Origin of the sequence: Sulfobacillus thermotolerans (genome assembly GCF_039623705.1) — a bacterium.
GTDB classification, from domain to species: Bacteria; Bacillota; Sulfobacillia; order Sulfobacillales; family Sulfobacillaceae; genus Sulfobacillus; species Sulfobacillus thermotolerans.
Genome location: NZ_CP133983.1, coordinates 2,549,830 through 2,570,576, shown reverse-complemented (window position 1 = coordinate 2,570,576; position 20,747 = coordinate 2,549,830). Strand labels below are relative to the sequence as shown.

Below are 20,747 nucleotides of genomic sequence, written 5' to 3'. Positions count from 1 at the left end.
TTCTTTTGTGCTTTAAGCCTTAACACGCGTGGAAGCCAGCAACATCGCTTTAAATGCTTGGGCGGGGGGCGGGAGATAATGACCGCGTAGATGGACAACATACCAGTAGCGTTTTAGGGGGAAGCCTTGCACTGGCAAAATCACCAACCGTTTCGCTTCTAGTTCCAACTGGACAACCTGCCGCGAAATAACCGCAATCCCTAAGCCGTTAGCCACGCCTTGTTTAATCGTGCTATTATTTCCCAATTCCATATTCACACGGTACGGTATGCCCGCCGTCTGAAAATAGCGCTCCATTGTGGCCCGGGTTCCAGATCCCGGCTCACGCACGAGAAATCCCTCTTGCGCCAATTCTTCGACGCGAATCTCCCGATCACCCGCTAAAGGATGGTCAGGATGCGCAATAACCACCAAATCATTCTCCATAAACGGGGTCGCATCCCAATCTTCCCCGTTATCAGGCACTTGGCCCATCACGGCTAAATCGCTCTCGCGCGCGGCAATACGGTCCATGACCGCCGTCCAGTTGGCAACATCCAACATAATAGCGACATGGGGAAATGCCCGCCGAAATTGGCCTAGGTATTCAGGGACGACATAAACACCAACCGTCGTATCAGCCGAAACACGGAGTTGACCCAATTCTCCCCCACGCATAGCGCCTAGCACTTGCCACGTCTCATCCATTAGCGCAAAAATCTTCTGACTGTACTCCCATAACGCGTGACCAGCGTCTGTGAGCCGAATACGGTGACCCACTTTTTCGAACAACGGCATGCCCACGGTACGTTCCAAGCTTTTGACATGCATCGACACCGCAGATTGGCTAATCATCAGTTCTTCGCCCGCGCGTGAAAAGCTGAGATGTTTGGCGACGGTTTGAAAGATCTTCAGATGGTGAAGATTAAGCAACTCATGAGCCATTAAATCCCTGCCCCGTCCTGCCACAAGGGCGCATCAGGCAACACAACTGAGTGGGCCATAATCTGAAAAGGCGCCTGGCCGATAAGGTGCGCCAACGAGATGCTCGCAAGGGAGCTGCCCAGGCACACCTCGAGTGCCTCCCAAATTTCAGGTCTAAGACAGTCCTGACATTGCTGCACGCCGCAATCACAAAATTCTATGGGACCCTGTAGTGCGGTCAATATGTCGAGAAGAGAAATCATTTCGGGAGCACGGGCTAAAACAAATCCCCCACTGGCTCCCCGCACTGACCGAACCAAACCCGCCCGTTTGAGACTCATCAAAAGCTGCTCCAAGTATTTGTCGGACAGATTGAGCTTAGGAACCATAAGGCTAATTGGGACGGGCGACTCCGACCCGTGCTCAGCCAATACCGCCAATATTCGCAATCCAGACCTAAAGCCCGAAGATAGCTTAAACATGGGCGTCCTCCCGATATAACGCCGTACTGAGATACCGTTCCCCCGAATCCGGAAGGATTACCACCACGACCTGCGGACGATCCTGATGTTGGAGCCACTGCGCAGCGCCGACCAATGCCGCCCCGCTCGAGATCCCCACAAGTAGCCCTTCGGTACGCGCAAGATCACGTGCAGCTTTAAAAGCCCCGTCACTCGGCACGGGAATAACCTCATCAATGAGGGACCGCTCAAGGATTTCGGGGACGAATCCAGCACCAATTCCTTGGATTTTATGAGAGCCCGGCTGTCCCCCACTCAACACCGCCGATTCTGCTGGTTCCACGCCAATGACCTTGATATCACGATTGCGTTCTTTTAAATATCGTGCCGTGCCGCTAATGGTCCCTCCCGTACCGATTCCCGCCACCAATGCGGTCACTGTTCCGTCGGTATCCCGCCAAATTTCGGGGCCGGTCGTGCGGTAGTGCACCATGGGATTCGCCGGATTATCAAACTGGTGCAAACTGACCGCACCCATTTCATCCTCCAAAGCTTTAGCGCGGTTGATGGCCCCCGTCATGCCAAGCCGCCCAGGTGTCAGCTCGACCTTCGCTCCAAACGCTTCAAAGAGCATGCGCCGTTCCACCGATGCAGAATCAGGCATGACCAGAATACAACGATAACCGCGCCGCGCCGCGACCATGGCCAGCCCGACTCCCGTATTGCCTGATGTGGGCTCGACGATCAGGCCTCCAGGATGCAGTCGTCCTTGCTGTTCGGCATCTTCTATCATCGCTAATGCAATGCGGTCTTTCACACTGCTCCCTGGGTTATACGATTCGAGTTTTCCCAACACCGTAGCACCCAACGTTTGCGAAAGTCCTTCGAGCCGGACCAAAGGAGTCTGTCCAATAAGGTCACATACGGACCCAAACGTTTTCACAGGTCATCACCTCATATATACGTCTATTCCTATAACCATTGTGGTGATTATTATATCACCCCAAATGAGGCATATTAGCCCCAAGGAGGCTATATGATGACACGTAAAAAGAAGAAGCTGCTAGTTCCTGAAGCCGAACAGGCTCTGCAAAAACTGCAAGAAGACATTTTGCGAGATTTGAGAGCCCCCGTTACGCCCATGCGGGAGCAATTTCGAAACATTGCTCGTCGCATCGCCGAAGAAAGCGAATCATCTAGTCCGGAACAATAACGTCGCCCAGATTTTGGACAACCTTGCCACGAAATTCGTGAACGCGCCGTATTGCGGCCAGCACTCCCGCCGCATACGCACTCCGGTCGTGCACATCATGGCGTAACGTCAATGTCTGACCACTCGAACCGAAGATCACCGCTTGATGGGCCACCATGCCTGGGAGTCGAATGGAATGCACTGGGATATCTTCGACGCTTCGCCCCCACCCATCCGCTAAGAGGCGGGCCATACGCTTCGCTGTCCCAGAGGGCCGGTCGCGTTTGGTCGCCGCATGTGCTTCAATGACTTCAGCCTGATCAAGATATCGGCTTGCATCTTGGGCCAATCGCTCCATAATCCATGCGCCTAAGGAAAAATTTGCGATGAGGACAGCACCGTTCTGTTGGTGTTGTACTCGGTCATGAATCGCATCGAGCTGAAGGGGCGAGAATCCTGTTGTGCCCACGACGAGGTCCCATCCTCTTGCTGTAGCCTCTAAGATCCGCGAATAGGCCGACGTTGGTTCCGTGAAATCTACGAGCACCGCATACGAGGCGTCAATGGTGTCCACAGCTCCCCGAATGACCACAGAAAGCCCCGGCTCGCTCCATAAATCGCTTAGAGCCATCCCAACATGAGAATGACCCACCGCACCTATCAATTCCATGTCCTGCGCCTGAGCGATAGCGCGTCCCACCTCCTTTCCCGTTTTGCCGGTTGCGCCGGCCAACACCACAGGAATCTTCGTCGCCATGAGATCCTCCTAAATGTTTCCTAAATCGTATTCTTTGAGCAGTCGACTTGCGATGACTAACCTCATAATTTCCGAGGTGCCTTCGTAAATTTCCGTCACTTTTGCATCACGCAGCAAGCGCTCCACGCCATATTCACGCATGTAGCCATATCCCCCAAAAATTTGAATCGCATCAGCGGCATGTTGTACCGCCTTTTCGGACGCAAATAACTTGGCCATTGCGAACAAAGGACGTTGGGCTGGTCCCTCTTCACGGCGGTGAGCCGCTTCATAGGTCATCAGCCGCGCTGCATGTAAGTCGGTTGCCATATCAGCTAACCGCCACTGCACCCCTTCGAACTGCCCGATTGGCCGCCCAAATTGCTCGCGTTCACGTGCATACGCCAATGACCGCTCTAGAGCCGTGCTCATAATGCCCACACTTTGGGCCGCAATCCCAATGCGTCCTCCGTCCAACAAAAATAAGGCCATGGAATAGCCTTGCCCTTCTTGGCCCAGACGGTTTTCCTCTGGTACTCGGACATGGTCTTCAATAGCCTGCACAAGCTCGCCAATACCCTCATTGCGATCGGCGGAAGTTTTAATAATCGGCGGTACCCAATCTAACGATGTGGAGGTGAGTCCCAGCATAGACCGTAACGACCGGACCGTCCGATCGGCCCCTTCTCGGTCCCCTTTATTGACGACAAAGATATTACCAATCTCCAAAATCCCGGCTTTAATCGCTTGAATATCATCACCGAGGCCAGGCGCCAAGACCACCAGCACCGTTTGGGCAAAACGCATAACATCGACTTCAGCTTGCCCCGCCCCCACCGTCTCGATGAGAATTACATCAAATCCTGCGGCATCCAACAACGTCAACGCCCCAAAGGTGGCCCGCGACAATCCACCTACGTGACCTCGACTGGCGAGGCTTCGCATATAGACGCCTTGATCATCCACCGAATCCTGCATGCGAATGCGGTCTCCTAAAATCGCGCCGCCAGTGAAAGGACTCGAAGGGTCGACCGCCAAAATCCCTACGGTCTGCTTTGTTTTGCGTAAGTGCAAGGTCAAGGCGTTCACAAGCGTCGACTTGCCTACACCGGGCGCCCCAGTAATTCCTATCACATGGGCATGCCCGGCATGAGGAAACAGCCTTCCCAACAGGGCATTACCGCGGTCCGAGCCTTCATCCACCCATGACAGACCCCGCGCCAATGCGCGCCTGCGTCCTTCTTGGATACCTTGGTACACTGTCTCGAGATCCATCATGCTGTCCCTTTATGCTGGCGAATAAAGTCTACGATGTCCTGGGTGTCCGTTCCTGGCCCAAAGACTTGGTGGACGCCCGCCGCCTTCATCGCGGGTACATCATCTTCGGGGATAATGCCTCCTAAGAGGACGAGCATATCATCGACGTCGTTGGCACGCAGCAGTTCCATAATGCGCGGGACAAGCGTCGGATGTGCCCCGGATAAAATTGAAATCGCTAAAACGTCGACATCTTCTGATAATGCCGCATCCACGATTTGCTCGGGTGTTTGATGGAGACCCGTATAAATGACTTCCATTCCCGCGTCTCGCAAGGCCCGGGCAATAACTTTGGCCCCCCGGTCATGTCCATCAAGACCAGGTTTCGCCACTAGCACGCGTATCATGCGATTCACTCCTCGCATTCCGAATGATAACATTCTATGGTATAAGACCAAACAGCGTCACACCTTCTGCAATCCCTCTCAGTGTACCATTTTCGGATAGAAGAACAGGAGAATAACGCGACAAAAAGGCGTAGGCCACACATAAGAATGAATCACGTCGAATAAGGCACCCTTTTAGCCCGTACCCGGCTGAGCACAGGCTAATAAGGCCACCTGATGAAAGTAGAGAACGAAACGTCAAAAGATAGATTACAATTCCCGACTGCGCACATGAGGTGCTACAGACGGAGCATCCGCCACGGGTAAGTCTTGTTTTCCTTCTTCATCCGCCAATAACGCAATATCCCGCGCCAATTGTCTGGTCTTCTGTAGCATTTTGAACATGCGCGTTAAGAGGTAAGTCACACTGGCGACGGCCGTTATACTAAAAGCCAGCAACACCACAGCGGCCGCTCCCATATGAAAATAGAAAATGCGTTGGCTCGCCCCGAGAATGCGGTCATCAGGACTCCACACAAAGTCCAGATATAAAGCCCCCACCATGAGCGGCAGCAAGAGCCAATACCACCCATCTGCTTTGACCAATTTCTTCACGGTCAAACCTCCCAAACATAGTCGTAAAGCATTAACGGCAGCACCAAGAAAATGGCATCATACGCTATGAGCCCGTGGATCCATAACCAAAAACCAGCGCGTGTCAGGGTCAATAAATCCCGCGTCGCCTGCACTGTCATAATCATGACCGGAATTTCCAAAGGCAGAAGCAGCATGGTCAGAATCAAATCACCTGACGACGTGTGCACACTCATGGTCGATAACAAGGTCCCCACTTCAACAAATCCGGCGGCCCCTAGGGCTAGAATCAAGAGCCACAAGGTCCATGGGCCCCTCCACGGTACTTGAAACACTTCCAAAAAAAGTGGTGTCGACACAATTTCAATGAGAACCATGAAGACAAAGGCTCCGGTCAGCTTGGCTAAGTAAATCGCTATCTTGTCTCCGGGAGCTAGAATCAATCCCGTTAAGGCCTCTTCTCGCACTTCGTTGGCAAAGGTTTTACCCATGCCTATCATGCCCGCAAACAGGAAAGCCATCCATAAAATCCCCGGCAAAGCTGCATGCAAGTCTGCGACATGTGAGCCCAAAGACAGTGCAAACAAGAACGCCATCATCACCACAAAAATCATCATCACGGTCCACCGGTCACGGCGCCTTAGCTCAACGGCTCCGTCTTTATATAAAATCCACCAAAATTTACGAATTATGCCCCCTCCTTGTCATAATCGCCCCGACACACTCTTTGCAACTGCTCCGGTCTCAGCTTGTCGGTATAGGACCACCACACCATGCGTCCACCGACTAATAGGGCTACCGCATCCGCCACACGTATGACGTCATCCTCATCGTGTGACGCAAGAATAAAGCTGCGCCCTGTCCTTTTTTGATCACCCAAAATCCTGTCCAACAGCTGTCGCCCGGCCCCATCAAGACCGGTATAGGGTTCGTCAAGCAATAGCAGCTGGGCATCGGCTAGCAAAACCCGCGCCAGAGCCGCCCGCTGGACCATGCCCCGTGAAAATGTCTGAAGAAGGTCATTCTGGGCCCATAACAAGTCGACTTGCCTCAGCACCTCCACAACCCGCTGCCTGGCTTTTCGCAATCCCCACAAATGAGCATAAAACAGGAGATTTTCAAAAGCCGTTAAGGATGGATATAAAAAGGAGTGATGGCCGAGCAACACTACACGCTGGTCGCTGCTTGTTTCATCACCGACACGCCTCCCAAAACGCCAAAGTTCTCCCCCAGAAGGTGCCCACAAGCCACTCAGCACCTTCAACAACGTGCTCTTGCCCGCTCCATTTGGCCCCATAATCGCAAGGCCGGATCCACGCTCCATGCTAAAGGAAACCTCTCTCAAGACCGCATGGGCGCCAATCGTTTTGCACAGCGTCAGGGCGCGTAAAATAGGCCCTGTGATTTCCTTAGCCATCAAGATTCCCCCTTGATTGAGCTAAAGCGTGGCGCAGCTCCTTCCGCTCCGCTTCATAGAAGTCCCTGGGCACTTCACGTCGACTATGGGCAGCCTCCAACACCGCCAGCTCCCTTAACAACCGGTCCCAGTCAGCAAGACCATTCTCCTGACCACTAGGGACTGGTCGCCAGCGTTTCACAATTAGGACAACGCCGACCATTAATCCCATCATGAGGCCGCTCAATGTTGGCATAGCCCACCTAGGACCTTGGGGCTGAAAGGACATCGTAGGTCCCACCTCGCCCTTGCCTTCCAACACAATGGGCACAGATTCTCCCGCCGAGACCATGGTGGTGATGTATTCTTTAAATACCGGGCCATTAGCCACCCCGGGAATTTTTCCTCGCTCTTTTAATACCCATGTGGGATTAAGAACCGCGGGCGCACGAACTCCTTGAGGGATAAGTAACGCGACGGTGCCAATGCTCGACATGGCGGGAAGCCGGTATTGCCCTGAGCGTCCGTTCCACGGCACATCGTAACGGGCTGAAGCCTGCAAAGAATGGCCTTGCATCGCAAGGATTCCACCGGGCTCCACCGACGCTCTTGTGGAGGTGTGAATAGCCTGCGCTTGGGGCAAAATCCCTATAACTGGATCACGGACCCTTGTCGCCCACGTTATTTGTTCATAGACAGCGAGACGCCCCCGTTCCGGGAGCAGCACGAGCATTTCCAGGCGTATAGACGGGGAAGATTGAGCCCACGCATTTCTCACCGGCAGAGCCACCCCCAACAGTCCTATAATCACCAGTACCCAGCGCTTGTACATGCTCAATCCTCCTGTATCGCTCCACAATGGGGACAGACCTGTCCTAGATCTCGTTCCTTAAGGGCCCCACAAGCCCCACAAAAAGATTGCAAGGCTTCATCAATGGCTTCGTCCAACCCCTCGTTATCCTTGGTAGAGGAGCTCGTTCCCGATTCATCGACTTTCCACGTAGGGCCATAGACGAGTCCAATGACAGCACCCGATAGCAATATCGCCCACTCATTAATCATGGCTGGGCCCCCCATCCGCGGTCGTCAAAGCCGCGTCAGTCAAGCGGCGCCGCTCTTCTTGAAGCCACTCCCAACGACGCACCTTAACTGCATCGCCAAAGGCCGGAGCCGACAACGCAAGCAATGTGCCCGCGACTAAGCCATACATGCCCATCCAGATCCAGCTCACCATCGGGTTTATAAAAATCTGAATGGTTGCCGCATTTCCTCCTGGTGTGCCTTCTAACACGAGATACAAATCCTTCATAACCCCGCTGTGAATGGCAACGCGGGCCACAGGTTGTGCATCCCCTGGGAAAAATTCCAGGCCAGGCATAAGGACGTCATGATGGCGTCCAATGCTCACGGCGACATGCGCCGTGAGCAACTGGTCACCATGTTGTTCCTGGACGCCCAATCCTTCATAGCGCAGATAATATCCGCGTAAAACGACCGATTGGCCTGGCTGCAGGGTGCGTGTAACAGCCACATGACGCGCATGCGATCCGATCACACCCAAAGCTATCGTCAAAAAGGCAAGATGCGCCACATAGCCGCCATAACGGCGGCGATTGTGGACAATAGTGTGGTATATCGCCCGACCCGCGCTCCTAATCCCCGCCTTTTGCCTAGCGCGAGTAGCGCGCGCAAAGTCGAGAAGCATCGATGTCATGGCAAAGACGACGACTCCAACGCTCCCCCAGGACCTTAATGTCTGAAATCCTAGTTGGTACACGGCGATACAGGAGACAATCCCCACCACCCAAGGTATCCATAGGCGCTGCCAAAGCTGTTGCAAACGCGCATGATGCCACCCAACGACAGGAGCTATGCCCATTAATCCGATCAATACAACAAACAAGGGCGTACTTAAGGTATTAAAAAAGTGGACCGTCAAAACGACTGTGGACCCATGGAGGGCTTTCGATATCACGGGATAAAATGTTCCAACTAAAACAATAACGGTCAATGACGCCAAAACCATTTCCAATAACAAATAGAGGGCTTCTTTCGAAATGATATGGCTCAATACTATTTTGTCGGACAACTGATCACGGCGTAAAATCAACACGACACTCGAGACCAAAACGGATGCCCAAAACAATCCCACAAAATATGGTCCCACCCCTGTGCCGGTGAAGGAATGAACCGAGTTCTTCAACACCCCACTGCGGGTAATGTATGTCCCCACTAACGTCAATAAGAAGCTGGATAGGCCAAGCAAGGCGGTCCACCACCGAAACATGCCCCGACGTTCTTCTATTTGCAATGCATGCAGAAAAGCGGTTGCGGTTAGCCACGGCATGAGGGAGGCGTTTTCGACCGGGTCCCATGCCCAGTAACCACCCCATCCTAATTCCATATAAGCCCACATACCGCCCAACACAATGGCTGCTGACAGAAATAACCAAGCAAATAACGTCCAGCGCCGAACCACAGGAAGCCAATCCCGCGAAGGCGTTCGTGTCCATAGAGCCGCCAGTAAATAGGCAGCGGGCACGGCCAAACCGATGAGCCCGATATACATCGCCGGCGGATGAATCGTCATGACGAAGTTTTGCAATAACGGGTCAAGACCCACGCCGTCGAGCGGGTGTCCCCCCGTGAGGCGAAAGGGATTGACCACCAAATTTGATAAGCCTGTAAAAAATACCAAGAGGGCGGCTAAAAGCGGCACCGCCACGGGTGTGAGCCGACGCTCGCGCGGCCATCCTTGCCAAGCAGCATAGGCGGTATACAACGAGAGAAGCCATGCCCAAAACAACACTGAACCCGCGTCTCCACCCCACAATGCTCCCATTTTAAATAACAGCGGCAACGCCCTATCCGTATGGTTATAAACCGCTTGTACGTTGAAATCACTGGTGATTAACAAGTATTCTAAAACAAGGACAGAGGCTGTCAGTGCCACGGCGATGGCTAAGGCAGCACCTCGCACACTTTCGCGCAATCGTGCACCTTTCACATGGTAACTCCAAAAACCGGCACATGCGGTATACAGCGCACTACTTCCGGCAAGGAGCAAGGCTAAACGCCCTAAATCCGGCATATCCACAGCTCTTCACCTCACTGTTCGGTTGTGGCATTAGGCGCAGGCGCGTAATGGTCGGGGCACTGAATTTCTAGTTTCTGCGCCACAAAAACCCCATGAGAATCCATTTCTCCCTTGACAATTGCACTAGCGTTTTTGAAGTGTTCATTAGGCATTGCACCGTGATATAGAATGGGTAGACTTTCTCCATTTGATACCAGAGAAAACCGTAAGGTACTCGTCGCCGCATTGTAATGGACGCTTTGAGCAGACAGCGTGCCTTGCACCCGTACGTCCATACCAGCCAACCGTCTCATTTGATGCCGATATTGGCTCACCGTAACAAAGTAATTAGAAAAATTGTGTGCCCCCTGAAAGCCCAAATACGCTAATGCTCCCAGTATGACAAACGTCCCAATCTGCATCCTGAGCTTCTTAGTCATGTGCCACCCTCAACTTTGCTACCAGATTTGGTATTTTTAATGCAGCTCCCTCTCATCTTGCGCAAGTGGGTCAAACATGATACACTCATTTCTGCACCTCAAAGGCTTTAGAGAGTGTCGAAGTGGTGGAATTGGCAGACACGCGGTGTTCAGGGCGCCGTGAGCGAAAGCTCGTGTGGGTTCAAGTCCCACCTTCGGCACCATTGTTTGTTTAAACAAGCCGAAAATAGTGTGAAGAGGTTTGCGATAACGTACTCCTTTTCATGATAATTTAATTTTTGTCGGGATGGCGGAACTGGCAGACGCGTACGTTTGAGGGGCGTATGGAGCGATCCGTGGGGGTTCGAGTCCCCCTCCCGGCACCATTTTTGTTGTCCTGAGACTTTTGACATGCTTCCAACCACCTCCGGGTGATTTTTTTATGCCACATCCGAGGTGTTGCAGGATTCTGGCGCATCGTCCTGTCGTCCCCCTGGCGTGACATGATCTCTCCCGCCTCCCTCTCTTTACCCATATCATCCGCCCAGACTCCTGGTCTCCCCACTCATTTTCTCCACTTCCTACCATAAATCACCCTGCGAGCGTCCTAAATCTTCGCAACAGTGTCACGGTAGGGCCAGAAGACACGGAACCCCCTCAGACACAGATGTGTCCGTGGGGGTACGGATCGCTTGATAGAAAAAACAGCCTCTTTGGACGCTCGGCTTCCTACGGGAACGTTGACTCAGAGATGGGACAGATGAATATACCCTAGCTATTGCGCCTGTCCCGCCACGGTCGCGTCATGATTGGCTTCATTGACCATCGTTTGCGCTGCGGCTAAATCTTTGTTCATCTGTTTATTAGCACTAGCCATCGCATTGTTGGCTTGGTTAATGGCGGACTTTACAGCACTCTGGCTCGGCAGACCTCCCGAAGGCTGATAGTTCGGTAATTGTTGCTCAAGAGATAGAAGATTCTGGTCGTCACTTTGTAGTTGACTGACGTCATTTTGCACCGATGCCAAATCGGAATTTAGCTGGCCTTGATCACTCCCAATCTGCCCTTGGTCCGCTCCTACTTGCCCTGCATCGGAACCTACCTGGCCTGCATCACTGCCAACTTGCCCATCATCCCCATTCGGATGCTGAGCGGCCAAGGCTAGAGTCGTCTGCTCCTCTTGATAAGTAGTCCCAAGGTCCTTTTGTTCCGTTTGTAGATCTGCCGTCGTCTGTTGCAAGTCCTGTTGCAAGGCAGGCAGAGATGCACTTAACTGCTGGATATCGCCTTCCACTGCTGAGGCTGCACTGCTGATGTTGCTTTGTAACTGTTGCTGTTGTTGGGCGGCGGCAGCCGCATTCGCTTGAGCCTGTTGTTGAGCCGCTGCCTTAGCTTGCGCCTTTTGCAGTGCTGCCAGATTAATCGCTTCATTACTGTTCAGTTGGATAGCCGTGGCCTGATAAGTGTTGCCGGACAGTAATAGCACCAACTTCACACTACCGGGGTTTGGTATGTTTGTTAACTGAGGAAAATCTCCAATCACCGTTTGGGATTGTCCTGCTTCAATCTGGAAGGGAGTGGTTCCACCAATCGTATTATTCTGCATGTATCCCGTTTGCACTGTACCTTGATTATATGTCTGCCCGTGATTTGTCCATGTCAATTCCACGGTATTATTTGTAAAAATAATTGGTTGCTTTGAACTATTTTTGACTAAAAAATAAACCCAAAAGTGATTGTTCTGATTAATCTCTCCTACATGCAACACACTAGCAGTGACAGTGCTAACCTGATTATACGGTTTAGCGACCGAATGTCCAGGCGCTGCGAGGTTTGCGGTCGTGCCACACCCTGCTAACAATAAAGTAGGAAATAGAAGAAAAATGCTCGTATGCGTCCGTTTCATAGCATGATGACCCTCCTACTCATAAGTATATCATCATATCTCATGGCTTCGAGCTCCTGCTTCTACGAATTAAAACCGAAGACCTGATTGCCATTCTGTAATGGTATCTAATATATAATCCACACCTAGTGGGCTAAATAAGCAACGCTCGGTTTTGCTTATCCAATTATTGTTCAGGGAATTTTTTCTCAGATGTATTCAAATTGCTTAGTCCATCTTTGGAAAAAACCAGTAGCATAATGAAAATTAAAATTAATATTCCCGCTACTCCTGCAGAGGTCGCAGGGGATGGTAATGTGGTAATCCACTGGCGCATTGATTTGAGAGCCACTTCGTATGCGACCGTCAGCAGAATAGTACCCACAGCCACGTATAGAGCCAAAAACACGTCAAAAGGAATTATCGGAAAAAGGAATAACACCAACACGTTAAGCAATCCCCCGAGGAATGCCCATGACCTGTAGCGATCATAAGATTGATCGTAGCTTCGCATAGTGAGCCAAACTGTCAAAAATCCCGCCAATAATATCCCTACCACCGTGATCCAGTATGTAGCTGACAACGCTCTCACTGCATAAGAGTTAAGAAATACGAGATAAATCACTAATGCAATCAACAATGTTACAATCCACCTGATATAGCCTCGGCCCAATAAACCGAGCAACTTTTCGAGTAATATCTGAAGCCATGTTAGCACGGCTAACGACGCCATTGAAGACATAAGGATGATCCACGCAATGGGTTTCCTCATATTACAACACTTTCTACTACACTCACCCGCAGTCCCGCTGGCACTGCAGTCACGGCATCACCGGCCCAGCTCTCCACCCACTCGGTTGCCTGCTCCGCACTGAGCTCGATCGGCAAGGACAACCGCACCTCCACCGTGGTCTGGTCTGCACTGACCGTCATCCCCTCGATCACCTGTCTCAGCGCGTTCTTCCACCACAGAGTTTTGAGCGCCATCTCATCCCATTTGTGCTGGCGGAGCGCATCAGACCAAATGTTCCGCCAGACCGTCAGCGCAGCCTGCAACGTCACGGAATCAATCGATGGGGGTGCAGACTCCTTGTGCCTCCCAATCTCCAAGTCTAACTGAGCCAGCTGGCCTTGGACCATATTCAACCGCTCCTTTAACAGGTCACTCGTCCCCATGTCCATGAGCAGATCCAAGACCTTGTCCGCTTGGGCCTTCTGCTCTGCTCGCTGGGCCAGCAATGCATCCATCTGAGTCTGCCAGGTCTGCTGGGTCTCCGCCATCTGCGCCAGAATGGTCTCCGCTTGGATCCGATTCGCTGGGTCCCGTCCCATCCACTGCAACAGAGCCCGTGCCACTGCACCTTCGAGCACATCCGCAGGAATCAGGTGCGTATTGCAGATCTTCCGTTTCTTATGTCCGATGCAGACATATCTCCGATAGACAACCCTGGTGCCGTCCGCACGGAGACGACTGGCAGGGTCCCCGATGTAGTTCGAACCGCACTGTGCGCACTGCACCAAACCGGAGAGGTTGTACGTCCTGCGCTCGGTTTTCTGAGTGTGAACCGGCTTGCCACCGGTGCTCCCATTAGGGTCACTGCGTCTGGATAACTGAGCCACCTTCCGGGCTGTCGCCACTTCCTCCACTTTCTCGAAGATTTCTGGCGTGATGATCGCAGGGTGAGCATCGGGCTCCACGATCCACTCCTCCTTGGGATTCCAGCTCCCTCCGCCATACCGGGGCTGTTGGTTCCAGACCCGAGAGCCGGTATATGAGGGATTGCGTAAGATGCGGTGGATGACCGAAGGAGTCCAGCCCTTCGAGGACTTGCTCTGGGGAGACGGGACATGTTGGTCATTCAGCCGTTTCGCAATGCGTGCAATCCCTAGCCCCTCGTCCGTGTACCACTGATAAATGTGCTGCACCGTCTCCACTTTCGACGCGTCGGCTAAGATAAACGTCCGGTGCTCCTGACCCTTGTCATCCTGCACTGTCGCCAGTTCAAAGCCGTAGGGCGCGTTGCCCCCATTATGCCAGCCTCGCAGTGCATTCTGACGCTGTCCTTTCTTCGTCTCAATCGCCAGATTAGCGGAGTAGAACTCTGCTAAGGCTTCCAGCAAGGTCTCCATGAGCTTGCCTATCGGCTGGTCCGCATCAAAAGGCTCAGACATCGAGACCACCGTCACGCCTTCTGCTCTCAGCAGGGCTTTATAAATCCGAGACCGGTCCACATCCCGCATGAATCTGTCGAGCTTATGCACCACAATCTTATCGATGGCGGCAGACTTGGATTTCGCCGTGGCTACCATCTCTTGAAACTGGGGCCGGTCCGCGTCCTTAGCAGAAACGCCGGGATCAACGAACTCCTGGACGACAATCCAGCCTTGCTGTTGACAGTACTTTTTCATCTCTAGGAGTTGCTGGGGGATCGACAAATCTTTCTGGGCCTGATCCTCGGAGCTGACACGGGCATACAACAGGACTCGGTCTGGCCCCTCGTGCTGTTTAATCTGCAGTCTTTTTCTGGTCTTCGTGGGGGTTCCACCTCCTATGGTCTCTACTCCAGTATGATCGAGAGATGAGGAGGTTGTCCACTCTATGCGGAGACTTACCGAGAATGACGGACGGGGGTGCGCTGTGAGAGGCCGGGGTCTGGGAGTAGTGCGTTATCAGCGCTGATAACGCGGTGCAAGGAATTTAGCCGGACAGTGTCGAATCTCCTTGGTATGACAAAGGAAGGGGCCAATATCGTTGATCTCATCAAATATGATCACAATCATCCAATCACTCACTGGTGGCATCGCCGCTTATGGGGGCATTCTCATCGGCATTATCGCCATCGTCACCTTGACGCAGATTCATAAACAAGTAGATGCACGCTTTGATCAAAAATACCACGAACACGAAACGAAGCTCAACGAGCAATCCGCGCAGTGGGCTACCGGCATCCGCTACTGGACCCAATCGGTAATGACGCCAGACCTCTCGGAGGCTACTGATCTAATGGAACAAGCGCTCTCGGCATGGCCCTCGGCTCCCGGAGCACGCACCGAAATGCTGAGGCGTCTATTTAACGAGACGCGGCGAGCTTATCTCATCGATCTCGTTCCGGGGCAACGCCAGTGGAAGAAATCGGCCAATGTCGGGACGGTGGCTGGTATCACTTCTTTTGACCCTCCCCAAGAGTTGCCTGTTGCTCACCGTAAGGAATGTCTCGTTTGGTTGACAAAGGCACTGGACCATGAAGCAGATGTAGATCGGGCAGGGTTACTACTGACTGCGGCACAGATTTATGCCATGGAACAAGATTTCGACATGATGCTGAGTTACTTTGAGCAATGGAACACTACTGGCGCTCCTCTTGCGAGCGATGATATTGCAATCCCCATCCTCTTGTCATCAATCCATACCCTGGGCCAGTATTCACAATTTGAACAGCTCTGGAACCAAAGATTCAGTGCTTACAGTCTCAATGTTGCGCCACAGGACGTGGTGTTAAACCTAAAACAACAAAATAGTCCGTATGGTCAAAAATGGCTCGTCGTCCCCAAACATCCGACGAGTACGACGCGGCTCGTTTGGATATCCACGGCACCACAAGGATGGGATGTCAACATCTTCTATGAAGGCGGAAGGGAGGAGGTCAAAAACTACAACAGTGATGAGGACTTAATTGCAGTTATTATTCACCAATGGATCTTATTACGTTCGATTCCAGATTTCATCGGGTGGAGCTGATGCGCCCCAGCTTATGATATAACTGCTCTCTCCAGTGCCTCGCAGTCCCTGGCCTTACTATACTCCCCACGTGTGGCCACGTGTGCGCTTTATCGCTCTGAGGACGGGTCGTAAGGGTTTCTATGTGGGGGGAGAGGGTACACAGGGGCTGCGCTGGAAAGAATTCCGCTTTTACATGACCTTTTTATAAATCAGCAAGCCTGTCGCAACTCTCCCTGTAAAAGATATCGCTATTTCTTCTTCCGTGGAGACTCGTTCGATGAGGGAGGGGTTACTGGACGATCTGAATTGGATTTGTTCAGAGTATTAGCCCTGACCCGCGATGGCGGTAAATCAGAACCATGATTTTGTTCAGAATTTTTTGGGGGTTGGGATGGTTTTTGACGTACCCGTTTGGACATAATGTGGTTCCCCTCCTATGTAATGTTGCCACACTGTTAATACCGGAAGACTTGCTGCGGTCAAAATCAAAAAAATCAATGCACCTTTGAGCCACTTACTTTTTTTAATCATTATTTTTTTATTGCTTGCTAAGTGATTCGCAATTTCCCTCCACATCAGCTTTTGTACATCGGTATGTGGCTCTTTTATAATCAAATTATAAAATTCATTTAAATCGGGTCCGTTTTTGTATTGTTCTGGTCGGAGAGTTATTATGGAACACCATACTGAAATTATACCGAAAACGAACGGAATAGCAATCAGTGCACCTAAGGAAAGCTTGCTTGATAATGCAAAAATGACACCCGTAAAAGCCAAAACGCCAACGGCTTTAGTTTCTATAGAATTTGTTGCATCTAATTGTTGTGCTAACTGTCTGTGTGCTAAATCGAGAAGCATGGGCATCAACATAGAATTACCTTGAAATGCCGATTCCATGCGTTCGAATTGGTGGCTGTTGATTTTCTTCAATCGTGTGTGAATCGATGCCAATAGCTTGATCATCAATCTCCACCAATCTTTATAAATCTATATTGAACCATGACCATCTCGACTTATGTTTTAACAACTCGTTGACGCGGCTTCTAAAGTGTCTCTTGCAAACGATGCCGACAAAACATCACGCCAATAAACCAACAACTGCACAGAAACCTCTCCCCAACTCCACCCCAATCCTGTATGATCTGACTATACACAAAGCGATTGTCGAATGGAAGGAGATTCCAATATACATGGCTCTGACCCTGCAAGAACTGGAAGCCCATCTCTGGGAGTCCGCCAACATCCTCCGGGGCAGCATTGACTCGGCGGACTATAAAAATTATATTTTTGGACTCCTCTTTCTGAAGCGTCTCAACGACGTCTTCGAAGATGAATACCAAGCCCTGCGACAAGAACCCGGTTCCGATCCCGAAGATCCCGTCGAATACCAGTTCTTTCTCCCCGCCCGAGCACGCTGGGCACATCTGCAGAGCATCGCGGTGAATGTCGGGGAGGCCATCAACACCGCCTTTGAAGCCTTAGAAGAACAAAATCGTCGACTCGAAGGCGTCCTCGTCAGCATTGATTTTAATAACAAGGACCGGCTCCCGGATCAGGTCTTGCTCCGCCTCATGGCACACTTCAGCCAACTGCGTCTCGGCAACCATGACCTCCCGGAGCCAGACATGTTGGGCCGAGCCTATGAGTATCTCATCGCCCAGTTTGCAGACGATGCAGGCAAGAAAGGCGGCGAGTTTTACACACCCCGCGATGTGGTCCAACTCCTCGTCGCACTGCTCCAACCCACCGAAGGCATGCGCATCTGTGACCCTACCGTAGGATCTGGGGGCATGTTGATCGAATCGGTGCACTATATCCAAGCCCATGGAGGCAACATCAAGAACATCAGCCTCTATGGACAAGAGAAGAATCTCAACACCTGGAGTATCGTCAAAATGAACATGCTCCTGCACGGCTTAGTGGATGCTCGCATCGAGAAAGGTGACACGATCCGCGATCCTAAGCTAGTGGAGCATGGCGAGTTGATGCTGTTTGACCGGGTCATCGCCAATCCCCCGTTTAGTTTGAAGGGCTGGGGCCGAGAAGAAGCCGAGCATGATGGTTATGGCGATTCCGCTATGGACTCCCTCCCAAGAGCTATGGAGACCTCGCCTTTGTGCAGCACATGGTAGCGACGCTCAATGTCACCGGACGCTTAGGCGTGGTTATGCCACACGGGGTCCTGTTCCGAGGTAACAGTGAGCAACATATCCGCCAAGGTCTCTTCGAAGATCACCTCATCGATGCTGTGATCGGACTTCCTCCCAACGTGTTTTATGGCACGGGGATCCCGGCCTGTATCCTCAACATCCAGAAGTCCCGCCCTGAGGATCGCCAAGACCACGTGCTGTTCATCGATGGGTCCCGAGACTTTCTCGCTGGTAAGAACCAAAACACCCTGCGTCCAGCCGACAGCGCCAAAATCGTGGATGCCTATCTCGGCTATCAAGACGTGGACAAATATGCGCGGGTCGTTTCCCTTGTAGAAATTCGTCAGAATGACTACACCCTGAATATCTCGCGCTATGTGGATACCACCGTCGAAGCCGAGACCGTGGACATTGGAGCCGTCATTCGAGAGTTGCGCGATCTGGAGACGGAGCGTGCTGCACTAGAAGCCAAGATGTACGGCTCGATTCTGGCTTCCCTCCTGAATCGATTCGACCCCATTCGGGCTCGTCCATCCATCCGTACCCTCAACACAAATCCTGTGGTTGGAGCCTTTTTATTTTTTCCATTCATGGTTAAAATGTCCCGGTCATAGAGACCTCTTAAATCGCCTACTCCCCTTCTTCGCATACGATTTGACACACCCGTGTTTGATCGGAAACACTAAGAATAGTCTATCCCACGAAGGAGGAATATCTTGCCAACAAACAACCCCACCATTGAGCAGTTTCTGCGAATTCGGCAAGCTTTTGGCGCTCGCTTTACGGGCAGTGGCCATCACGTCGTGTTTTTGATGAACCTCACGGGCACGGCTCAAGTTTACGTGATGAATGAATCAGGTGGATGGCCTCACTTAGTCACAGATTTTGACAATCGTGTCATGGACGTGTGGCCCCTTCCTCAGCGAGCCCAATTGTTGTTTGCCATGGACCAAGGCGGTAACGAAAATTCCCAGCTCTATCTCACTAATGAAGATGGAACCGACATACTCGCCTTAACCAATAACCCGGCTGCGATGTACAATCTCGGAGCCATCAGCGTCGATGGCCAATGGCTAGCCATCACAAGCAATGCCCGCAATGGTCAAGACTATGATATTTACCTCTTAAAAACTGGAGACACCTTTGACCAGAGTCAGTTGATTAAGAAAAACCAAGGATGGTGGCGCGTCTTAGATTTTTCCAGCGATAATCGGCGCCTTTTAGCCGTATCGCATTTATCGAACCTCAACCATGAATTGTACGAACTGATAATCGACACGGGCGAAATGATGCATTTGACGCCGCATCAGGGAAATGCCCAATACAATTTTGCGCAGTACTGGGGCCCCCAAGAGGATGTGCTGATGGCAAGCGATGAAAATGCTGAGTTTACCCACCTCGCATTATGGCGTCGACAAACTCGCCGTCTGGAATGGCTAACTCAAGACCCATACGATGTCGAGTATCTTGCAGTGCACCGTCCGTCTGGACACTATGCATATGTTCTCAATCGCCAAGGCTATTCGCAGCTCTATGTGTCTGCAAACGGAATGACTGAGCCCATTCAGTCGTTATCAAAGGGCGTGATTGCCCAAATCGACTGGCATCCAAATGGATCGGACTTAGCCTTAACTTATCACGATGCCACCCATAACCCCAATGTTTATCGCGTCCACTTGAATCCTTTGGAAACAACCCCGATCACCTGGGCATCTCGATCTGGCCTAGATTTTCATCAATTTGTGGAACCGACCCTTCACGCATTTCCTTCCTTCGATGGTCTTATGGTCCCCGTATGGCTATATCGTCCCCAACAGCCTCATAGCGAACGCGTCCCCGTAGTTATTTCTGTGCACGGTGGCCCGGAATCGCAAGAGCGGCCGGGATTTAATCCCGTTTATCAGTATTTACTTAGCCGCGGTTTTGCGATTGCCGCGCCAAACGTGCGAGGCAGCGCAGGGTATGGCAAAACGTATGTCCATTTGGATGATGTGCAAAAGCGTATGGACTCGGTCAAGGATCTTGCGGCCTTGGTCACATGGCTGCGCGATCAACCAGGAATCAACGGCCACCGCATAGCACTCATGGGTGGCTCTTATGGCGGCTTTATGGTCTTAGCCGGATTAACCACCTACCCTGATCTTTTTGCGGCCGGAGTCGATATTGTCGGCATCGCCAATTTAGAAACATTTTTGGAAAACACCAGTCCATACCGGCGTAAACTTCGCGAAGCGGAGTACGGTTCATTAGACCATGACCGAGCGTTTTTTCGAACGATTTCTCCTGTTTACCATGTAAACAACATTCAAGCCCCGCTGATGGTCGTGCATGGCCAAAACGATCCCCGCGTCCCGGTCAGCGAAGCCGAACAGATCGTAAAGCACTTGCGGGCCAAAAACCTTCCCGTTGAATACATGCTGTTTGAAGACGAAGGTCACGGTGTCGTCAAATTGAAAAACCGCCTCACGCTGTATCCGCGCATCGCGTCTTTTCTAGAAAAACACCTGATGCACAATGCGTAAAATTTTAGGGACATAGGGCAGATGCCCTATGTCCCGTTTACTCTACGGA

General features: G+C 51.8%; 22 protein-coding genes and 2 tRNA genes. 7 read left to right on the top strand and 17 right to left on the bottom strand.

The window, feature by feature from the left end; all coding sequences use genetic code 11:
• Window positions 1–12 precede the first annotated feature (12 nt).
• From ORD20_RS13345 to cysK, 3 genes are read right to left on the bottom strand one after another with little or no spacing between them, the layout of a single operon-like run.
• Entirely contained in the window at window positions 13–924 is a 912-nt protein-coding gene (locus ORD20_RS13345) for a LysR family transcriptional regulator (RefSeq protein WP_430626260.1), read from the bottom strand.
• The gene (locus ORD20_RS13340) at window positions 924–1,385 is read right to left on the bottom strand and encodes an RrF2 family transcriptional regulator (protein WP_103375206.1); all 462 of its coding nucleotides are present in this window, start codon (window positions 1,383–1,385) and stop codon (window positions 924–926) included. Before ORD20_RS13340 ends, ORD20_RS13345 begins: the two co-directional genes overlap by 1 nt.
• Entirely contained in the window at window positions 1,378–2,307 is a 930-nt protein-coding gene (gene cysK, locus ORD20_RS13335; RefSeq protein WP_103375205.1) for a cysteine synthase A, read from the bottom strand. Before cysK ends, ORD20_RS13340 begins: the two co-directional genes overlap by 8 nt.
• Before the next feature lie 93 nt (window positions 2,308–2,400).
• Between cysK and ORD20_RS13330 the strand changes: the two genes are divergently transcribed.
• The gene (locus ORD20_RS13330) at window positions 2,401–2,577 is read left to right on the top strand and encodes a hypothetical protein (RefSeq protein ID WP_158246232.1); all 177 of its coding nucleotides are present in this window, start codon (window positions 2,401–2,403) and stop codon (window positions 2,575–2,577) included.
• Here ORD20_RS13330 and dapB read toward each other — a convergent pair.
• From dapB to ORD20_RS13280, 10 genes are all read right to left on the bottom strand, one after another.
• Window positions 2,561–3,313, bottom strand: coding sequence for a 4-hydroxy-tetrahydrodipicolinate reductase (gene dapB / locus ORD20_RS13325; protein WP_103375204.1), 753 nt, complete (start codon window positions 3,311–3,313; stop codon window positions 2,561–2,563). The two genes, ORD20_RS13330 and dapB, sit on opposite strands and share 17 nt — an antisense overlap.
• Window positions 3,314–3,322: 9 nt before the next feature.
• Window positions 3,323–4,570: a methylmalonyl Co-A mutase-associated GTPase MeaB gene (gene meaB, locus ORD20_RS13320; RefSeq protein WP_430626259.1), complete on the bottom strand. Its 1,248-nt coding sequence runs from the start codon at window positions 4,568–4,570 to the stop codon at window positions 3,323–3,325.
• A complete protein-coding gene (locus tag ORD20_RS13315; RefSeq protein WP_103375201.1) occupies window positions 4,567–4,956 on the bottom strand; it encodes a cobalamin B12-binding domain-containing protein in 390 nt (129 codons plus the stop codon). The genes meaB and ORD20_RS13315 overlap by 4 nt, the downstream gene beginning before the upstream one ends.
• Window positions 4,957–5,205: 249 nt before the next feature.
• Complete coding sequence (locus ORD20_RS13310; RefSeq protein ID WP_430626258.1) at window positions 5,206–5,550, bottom strand: hypothetical protein; 345 nt, start codon at window positions 5,548–5,550, stop codon at window positions 5,206–5,208.
• A 2-nt stretch (window positions 5,551–5,552) separates the two neighbouring features.
• Window positions 5,553–6,200 carry a heme exporter protein CcmB gene (locus ORD20_RS13305; RefSeq protein WP_103375199.1) on the bottom strand — a complete coding sequence of 216 codons (648 nt, stop codon included), beginning with the start codon at window positions 6,198–6,200 and terminating at the stop codon, window positions 5,553–5,555.
• Between the two features lie 17 nt (window positions 6,201–6,217).
• A complete protein-coding gene (locus tag ORD20_RS13300) occupies window positions 6,218–6,946 on the bottom strand; it encodes an ABC transporter ATP-binding protein (protein ID WP_103375198.1) in 729 nt (242 codons plus the stop codon).
• Window positions 6,939–7,757 carry a hypothetical protein gene (locus tag ORD20_RS13295; RefSeq protein ID WP_103375197.1) on the bottom strand — a complete coding sequence of 273 codons (819 nt, stop codon included), beginning with the start codon at window positions 7,755–7,757 and terminating at the stop codon, window positions 6,939–6,941. Before ORD20_RS13295 ends, ORD20_RS13300 begins: the two co-directional genes overlap by 8 nt.
• 2 nt (window positions 7,758–7,759) lie before the next feature.
• A complete protein-coding gene (locus ORD20_RS13290) occupies window positions 7,760–7,987 on the bottom strand; it encodes a hypothetical protein (RefSeq protein WP_103375196.1) in 228 nt (75 codons plus the stop codon).
• Complete coding sequence (locus ORD20_RS13285) at window positions 7,980–10,016, bottom strand: heme lyase CcmF/NrfE family subunit (protein ID WP_103375501.1); 2,037 nt, start codon at window positions 10,014–10,016, stop codon at window positions 7,980–7,982. Before ORD20_RS13285 ends, ORD20_RS13290 begins: the two co-directional genes overlap by 8 nt.
• Before the next feature lie 17 nt (window positions 10,017–10,033).
• Window positions 10,034–10,441: a cytochrome c maturation protein CcmE gene (locus ORD20_RS13280; RefSeq protein WP_103375195.1), complete on the bottom strand. Its 408-nt coding sequence runs from the start codon at window positions 10,439–10,441 to the stop codon at window positions 10,034–10,036.
• A gap of 116 nt (window positions 10,442–10,557) precedes the next feature.
• Between ORD20_RS13280 and ORD20_RS13275 the strand changes: the two genes are divergently transcribed.
• Window positions 10,558–10,644: transfer RNA gene (locus tag ORD20_RS13275), tRNA-Leu, on the top strand.
• A gap of 77 nt (window positions 10,645–10,721) precedes the next feature.
• Window positions 10,722–10,806: transfer RNA gene (locus ORD20_RS13270), tRNA-Leu, on the top strand.
• 389 nt (window positions 10,807–11,195) lie between these two features.
• Here ORD20_RS13270 and ORD20_RS13265 read toward each other — a convergent pair.
• The 3 genes from ORD20_RS13265 to ORD20_RS13255 form a co-directional block, all read right to left on the bottom strand.
• Window positions 11,196–12,326, bottom strand: coding sequence for a hypothetical protein (locus tag ORD20_RS13265; protein WP_103375194.1), 1,131 nt, complete (start codon window positions 12,324–12,326; stop codon window positions 11,196–11,198).
• A 166-nt stretch (window positions 12,327–12,492) separates the two neighbouring features.
• Window positions 12,493–13,077 carry a hypothetical protein gene (locus ORD20_RS13260; protein WP_103375193.1) on the bottom strand — a complete coding sequence of 195 codons (585 nt, stop codon included), beginning with the start codon at window positions 13,075–13,077 and terminating at the stop codon, window positions 12,493–12,495.
• Complete coding sequence (locus tag ORD20_RS13255) at window positions 13,074–14,783, bottom strand: recombinase family protein (RefSeq protein WP_103375192.1); 1,710 nt, start codon at window positions 14,781–14,783, stop codon at window positions 13,074–13,076. The genes ORD20_RS13260 and ORD20_RS13255 overlap by 4 nt, the downstream gene beginning before the upstream one ends.
• A 274-nt stretch (window positions 14,784–15,057) precedes the next feature.
• Between ORD20_RS13255 and ORD20_RS13250 the strand changes: the two genes are divergently transcribed.
• The gene (locus tag ORD20_RS13250; RefSeq protein WP_146039018.1) at window positions 15,058–16,044 is read left to right on the top strand and encodes a hypothetical protein; all 987 of its coding nucleotides are present in this window, start codon (window positions 15,058–15,060) and stop codon (window positions 16,042–16,044) included.
• A gap of 351 nt (window positions 16,045–16,395) precedes the next feature.
• On the opposite strand, the gene ORD20_RS13245 is transcribed toward ORD20_RS13250, so the two are convergent.
• Complete coding sequence (locus tag ORD20_RS13245) at window positions 16,396–16,989, bottom strand: hypothetical protein (RefSeq protein ID WP_103375190.1); 594 nt, start codon at window positions 16,987–16,989, stop codon at window positions 16,396–16,398.
• Window positions 16,990–17,216: 227 nt separating this feature from the next.
• Here ORD20_RS13245 and ORD20_RS13240 point away from each other — a divergent pair, with 227 nt between their 5' ends.
• The 3 genes from ORD20_RS13240 to ORD20_RS13230 all read left to right on the top strand — a co-directional run bounded on the left by ORD20_RS13240 (window position 17,217) and on the right by ORD20_RS13230 (window position 20,698).
• Complete coding sequence (locus ORD20_RS13240) at window positions 17,217–18,158, top strand: type I restriction-modification system subunit M (RefSeq protein WP_207654646.1); 942 nt, start codon at window positions 17,217–17,219, stop codon at window positions 18,156–18,158.
• On the top strand, window positions 18,152–18,790 hold the full coding sequence (locus ORD20_RS13235) for an N-6 DNA methylase (protein ID WP_255398125.1): 639 nt from the start codon (window positions 18,152–18,154) through the stop codon (window positions 18,788–18,790). Before ORD20_RS13240 ends, ORD20_RS13235 begins: the two co-directional genes overlap by 7 nt.
• 102 nt (window positions 18,791–18,892) lie before the next feature.
• Window positions 18,893–20,698 (top strand): alpha/beta hydrolase family protein, encoded by a 1,806-nt coding sequence (locus ORD20_RS13230; protein ID WP_103375189.1) that lies wholly within the window; start codon window positions 18,893–18,895, stop codon window positions 20,696–20,698.
• Window positions 20,699–20,747: the final 49 nt, after the last annotated feature.